This window comes from Chamaesiphon polymorphus CCALA 037, from assembly GCF_003003845.1.
In the GTDB taxonomy this organism is placed as follows: Bacteria; Cyanobacteriota; Cyanobacteriia; order Cyanobacteriales; family Chamaesiphonaceae; genus Chamaesiphon; species Chamaesiphon polymorphus.
Genome location: NZ_PVWO01000458.1, coordinates 1 through 4,754, shown reverse-complemented (window position 1 = coordinate 4,754; position 4,754 = coordinate 1). Strand labels below are relative to the sequence as shown.

Annotated in this window: 8 protein-coding genes; 5 read left to right on the top strand and 3 right to left on the bottom strand. The window is 46.7% G+C overall.

Annotated features, from left to right (window positions below; genetic code table 11):
• Positions 1–925: nucleotidyltransferase family protein (locus tag C7B77_RS24310; RefSeq protein WP_146138493.1), on the bottom strand; the 925-nt coding region annotated here is incomplete at its 3' end.
• A gap of 219 nt (positions 926–1,144) precedes the next feature.
• Here C7B77_RS24310 and C7B77_RS24305 point away from each other — a divergent pair.
• Both C7B77_RS24305 and C7B77_RS24300 read left to right on the top strand, forming a co-directional pair.
• Positions 1,145–1,339: a hypothetical protein gene (locus tag C7B77_RS24305; protein WP_015162129.1), complete on the top strand. Its 195-nt coding sequence runs from the start codon at positions 1,145–1,147 to the stop codon at positions 1,337–1,339.
• 155 nt (positions 1,340–1,494) lie between these two features.
• Positions 1,495–2,727 carry a molybdopterin molybdotransferase MoeA gene (locus C7B77_RS24300; RefSeq protein WP_106310988.1) on the top strand — a complete coding sequence of 411 codons (1,233 nt, stop codon included), beginning with the start codon at positions 1,495–1,497 and terminating at the stop codon, positions 2,725–2,727.
• A 62-nt stretch (positions 2,728–2,789) separates the two neighbouring features.
• Here C7B77_RS24300 and C7B77_RS24295 read toward each other — a convergent pair whose 3' ends face one another.
• Positions 2,790–3,089, bottom strand: coding sequence for a hypothetical protein (locus tag C7B77_RS24295; RefSeq protein WP_106310985.1), 300 nt, complete (start codon positions 3,087–3,089; stop codon positions 2,790–2,792).
• Positions 3,090–3,142: 53 nt separating this feature from the next.
• On the opposite strand from C7B77_RS24295, the gene C7B77_RS30405 reads away from it, so the two are divergent.
• Positions 3,143–3,289, top strand: a complete 147-nt coding sequence (locus C7B77_RS30405; protein WP_181244007.1) for a hypothetical protein — start codon at positions 3,143–3,145, stop codon at positions 3,287–3,289.
• 15 nt (positions 3,290–3,304) lie between these two features.
• Here the strand turns inward: C7B77_RS30405 and C7B77_RS24290 are convergent, their stop codons facing one another.
• A complete protein-coding gene (locus C7B77_RS24290) occupies positions 3,305–3,568 on the bottom strand; it encodes a hypothetical protein (RefSeq protein WP_106310982.1) in 264 nt (87 codons plus the stop codon).
• Positions 3,569–3,648: 80 nt separating this feature from the next.
• Between C7B77_RS24290 and C7B77_RS30885 the strand changes: the two genes are divergently transcribed.
• Both C7B77_RS30885 and C7B77_RS24285 read left to right on the top strand, forming a co-directional pair.
• Positions 3,649–3,924, top strand: a complete 276-nt coding sequence (locus C7B77_RS30885) for a T4 RnlA family RNA ligase (protein WP_219892266.1) — start codon at positions 3,649–3,651, stop codon at positions 3,922–3,924.
• Complete coding sequence (locus C7B77_RS24285; protein WP_219892265.1) at positions 3,902–4,414, top strand: hypothetical protein; 513 nt, start codon at positions 3,902–3,904, stop codon at positions 4,412–4,414. The genes C7B77_RS30885 and C7B77_RS24285 overlap by 23 nt, the downstream gene beginning before the upstream one ends.
• Positions 4,415–4,754: the final 340 nt, after the last annotated feature.

The following is a 4,754-nucleotide window of genomic DNA, read 5'->3' as shown; positions in this document are numbered from 1 at the left end:
AGCCATTGCCGACGATCGGACGTTTGAGATTGGCACCACGACCGATCGCGACATTATCGCCGACGATCGTCTCGGCAGAGATTTTTACCCGCGCGCCGATTTTGCAATTGGCTCCAATTACTGCTGGAGCCTCGATTTGGGCGGTCGGGTCGATATAAGTATTCGCCCCGATCCAAATCCCCGGACTAGTTTCGGGAAACGGCCAATCGAGCTTGACTTTGCCCCGCAGGGCGTCGTATTGCGCCTCACGATAGGTATCGAGTTGACCGATATCGCACCAGTAGCCTTTGGCGACATAGCCGTACATGGGAATATCATGAGCCAATAGTTGCGGGAATAAATCTTGCGAAAAGTCGGCTTCGGTATCGGGATGCAGATAGTCGAGGACTTCGGGTTCGAGGATATAAATGCCCGTATTCACGGCATCCGAAAATACTTCGCTCGCTGAAGGTTTTTCTAAAAAGCGGCGAATCCGCTGATCCTCATCGATAATTACCACCCCAAAATCGACCGGATAGGGGATCTGCGTCAGAATAATCGTCGCTTTGGCACCTTTTTTGCGGTGAAATTCGATCGCGCCAGTTAGATCGATATCGGTGAGACTATCGCCACTAATTACTAGAAAGGTACCGCCCAGAATTTCTTCCACATTCTTGACACAGCCAGCCGTCCCCAATGCACGTTCTGCTTCGATCGCATAGTGGATCTTGACCCCAAAATCGCTGCCATCGCCAAAATAATTCTGAATGACCTCTGGCAGATAATGCAGGGTAATAATAATTTCGTTAATGTGATGGCGTTTGAGCAAGTTGATAATATGCTCGGCGATCGGTCGATCGATCGCTGGTACCATCGGTTTGGGTATTTCGCAGGTCAAAGGTCGCAACCGCGTCCCCGAACCTCCAGCCATCAATACTGCGCGCAGTTGCATATCTTCTGTTCTAGGGGGGTATTCACCCGATACATCTTAATTGTTAATCTATTTTGGAAGCCTGTGCCTTACCCGATCGCATAGGTTAATATATCTGTCTCAATCGATAATTCGGGAATCGAGCTAAAATAAATTGTAGATTGTCACGATAAGATAATTTCACGATCTATTCTGTAGCGGTCGTCAGTAAAATAGGATTCATACAAAAGACTTATGAACTTCGTTGTCATCGGCTTGGTTGGGGCATACGGATATGGGGTTTGGAGATTTTCGCGCAACTACAACCGTACCAACTATCAACGCACTCTCCCGACTAAAATCGTCCTCGCTTTGCTATGGCCAGTCTGTTACGTCGTCAATGCTTCCTACCGTCAGAATTTTAATAGAGCTTTAAAAGGTGGCGATTGACGATCCTGTCGATCGAGATGGATTACTAGTCTACGATGTAAATTTAGTTGCTGTTGTGGCAGGGAGCAGGGAGCGGGGAGCGGGGAGTGGGAAATGTTAACCTAATTTCTGCCGGATAAGACTACGATCTAGAGTAATTTACCAATCCTAGTCTCATGCTACCCGTTTCCCAAGCCGAACAGATTATTCTCGATTTAGTTCAACCCGTGAGTGCCACAGAATCGATCGATCTTGCGCTGGCAACCGAACGAATTTTGGCAACATCGATCGACAGTCGGTTGGACTTTCCCCACTGGGATAACTCGGCGATGGATGGTTATGCGGTAAAATTTGCCGATGTGCGATCGAGTACGCCCAAGCATCCGATTACCTTAGAAGTCGTAGAAGAAATTCCGGCGGGATATCAGCCCCAACGCGAGATTCAATCGGGAGAAGCCGCGCGGATATTTACAGGTGCGATCGTTCCTGCAGGTGCCGATACCATTGTGATGCAAGAGCATACCCAGCGCGTCCAGAAAAATTTTGTCAAAATTCAGATCGCGCCAACTGCACGATCGTTCGTGCGCCAGCGGGGAGAATACTCCCGCACTGGCGATCCGCTGTTAGCTGTGGGTACGGTGTTAAATCCGCCCGAAATGGCGATTTTAGCGGCGACGGGATGTAGTCAAGTCGAGGTTTACCGTCGTCCGCGCGTGGCGATTCTCTCTACTGGTGATGAATTGGTGACGCCTAGCCAACCCCTCAAACCCGGACAAATTGTCGATTCCAATCAATACGCTTTAGCTGCTTTTGTGACTCAAGCTGGGGGCATCCCGATCTGCATGGGAATTATCCCCGACGATCGGGCAAAATTGACCGCTGCCATGTCTGAAGCAATCTCCTCGGCAGATTTCGTCCTTTCTACTGGCGGCGTCTCTGTGGGCGATTATGACTATGTAGAGGCGATCTTGGCGGAGTTGGGCGGAGATATTCAGGTGCGAGCGGTAGCAATTAAACCGGGCAAACCGTTGACGGTGGCTAAATTTGAGACTGAAGATCGCGCTGTGGTTTATTTTGGATTGCCAGGGAATCCCGTTTCCGCTCTAGTTAGTTGTTGGCGATTTGTCAAACTCGCGATCGCCAAATTTTCGGGTTTACCAGAGTCTAAGTACCAACCCGCCTGGATCGAAGCGATAACTACCCAAGAGTTGACTGCTGACAGCAAGCGCGAAACTTATCTCTGGGGACAATTGGAGCTAATTAACGGTCGATATCAGTTTAGTCTGGCAGGTGGTGCCCAGAATTCGGCAAATTTAATTAATCTGGCAGGTACGAATGCGCTCGCAGTGGTACCGATCGAAATATATTCGATCGAGGCTGGGGCGGCGGTACGAGTATTAGTACTTTAGCCGATTCAGCCTCGATCGCGATCGCGTTGCTATTTGAATCCAAAGCCTACAGCCAGCCGAGACTATTTTTTGTCCCGAATCCTTACCAACTGTGCGACTAGTTGAGTCTGCTGCTGTTTGCGCTGGTTGTGAAGCAACACGGCAAAAATTAAGGTGCTAGGCAAGCCAAAATAGACGAGCCGGAGTACGAAATCCGATACTCGCTCTAATTGCTGAGTAGTAGCGGTGGACAGAGTAGCACTATTTTGGGCTTGAAGATCTCGATCTAGACCGATCTGTGGCTGTACTGTTGTCGCAGCAGCCATGATTCCGCCAGATAAGATAAGGCCAAACAAAACAGGTGTGAGATGCTTAATGGTCATACTTGGAATGTTCGAGTGAAAATTCTGCGATTAACCATACCATCTTATTGGCAATGTGCTATACCTTCTCAATATTATTAAAACTTATTGAAACCGGATCGATCGTGCCGATCGCTTCTACTGGTGCATTCTGTGTCGATGTGGAGATCGATCTGATGATTGCAGTAATATTGGGCAGTTTACCCCCGATCGATACATGAGTATTTACTCGTCAATTACAAAATATTTACAGATCGATCGTTGAGTTTATATATTACTAGTTGTAGTGACATCGGAGCTGTAGCGATCGCAGGTAACAATGTTGCTATCCCGATATTCAGTGCCATCGTGCCTAATAATAAATATGGATAATAATTGGTAGTTGCCAAATTTAATTTAATTCGATCTTCAAGCGATATTGAGTTGTTATTATAGCTAACTATTTCAAAACCAAATCGATCCTTTTTTAGTAATTCGGTCGAATCGGCAATCAAGCTCAATTAATTATTTAGTTAACTTTCGGGAAAATAGCTGGTTAACTTTGTAGGATACCTAAAATATCGGTAGGAAAGGCTAGCGCGTGGAATTACAGAATTATTTACGAACTAACGGATTAGAAAAACTTGTAGAAACCTATCATATTAATGCTGTCGCTCACCAGTACTATCCAAATTTGGTGTGCTTGAAGTACTCGATGATGGACTCGCCCATGAGTCAGCTAGTAGTCAGACAAAGTAGAGGCATTATCTTCGATCGAGCCAATGATTGGCAGATCGTTGCTTATCCTTATGATAAATTTTTTAATTACGGCGAAGGGCGTGCGGTTGTAATAGGTGGCTACTTATCCCCTAACTAACGATCTCGAAATTAAAGCTGCCGCCAATCTCCTCAATCCGATCGCGACTGAGGGCTATGTAGTGTGCGATCGCCATTTTAATCGCGTCAAAGTTAAATCGCCTCAATATGTCGCAATTCAACATCTCATGGGCGGTTTTTGTTCGCTTAGATTGACCAAAATTTTAATAGCTAATGAGGGCGAGGAATTCTTGGTTTATTTTCCAGAATGGACGGACTTATATCGCCAAATGAAGGAACGATATCAAGCTCTGATTCCCGAAATCGAAGCTAACTGGGAACGATATCAAGATATTTCCGTACAAAAAGATTTTGCCTTGGCTGTTAAAGATTTGCCATATTCGAGTATTCTGTTTGCCCTCCGTGGCGGCAAGGTAAAATCCGTCCGAGAATCTCTTAATGATGAGCCAGTCCATAAAATCATCGAGAAAATTTTAGTCGCAGATCGATCGATTAAATCCCAAATCAAAGCAATCCTTGACACCCAATAATCTAAAAAAATCCCCTCCCTGGAGGGGTGCCCGCAGGGCGGGGTGGGTGAGATCTCTACTAAGCACCAACCACCTCCAAACCGCTTCTTCAGCATGTCTAGATAAGATTGCTATCGATGTTTGAGCAGTCGGGATTAGTGGTTTGTAGCGTAGATGGTGAACCCACCCCGCCCTTCGGGCACCCCTCCGAGGAGGGGATTTTTTTCTTGCGGGTACCTTTGGTGGGAGGGGATTTTTTTAGAGTTGGGTTTTGCTGGGGACGACTATTAGTGAAAAATAGGGAACGTTGTGCGAATCGACATCCTCGATCGAGACAATGCGTTGCTCCTTGGCTGTCGCG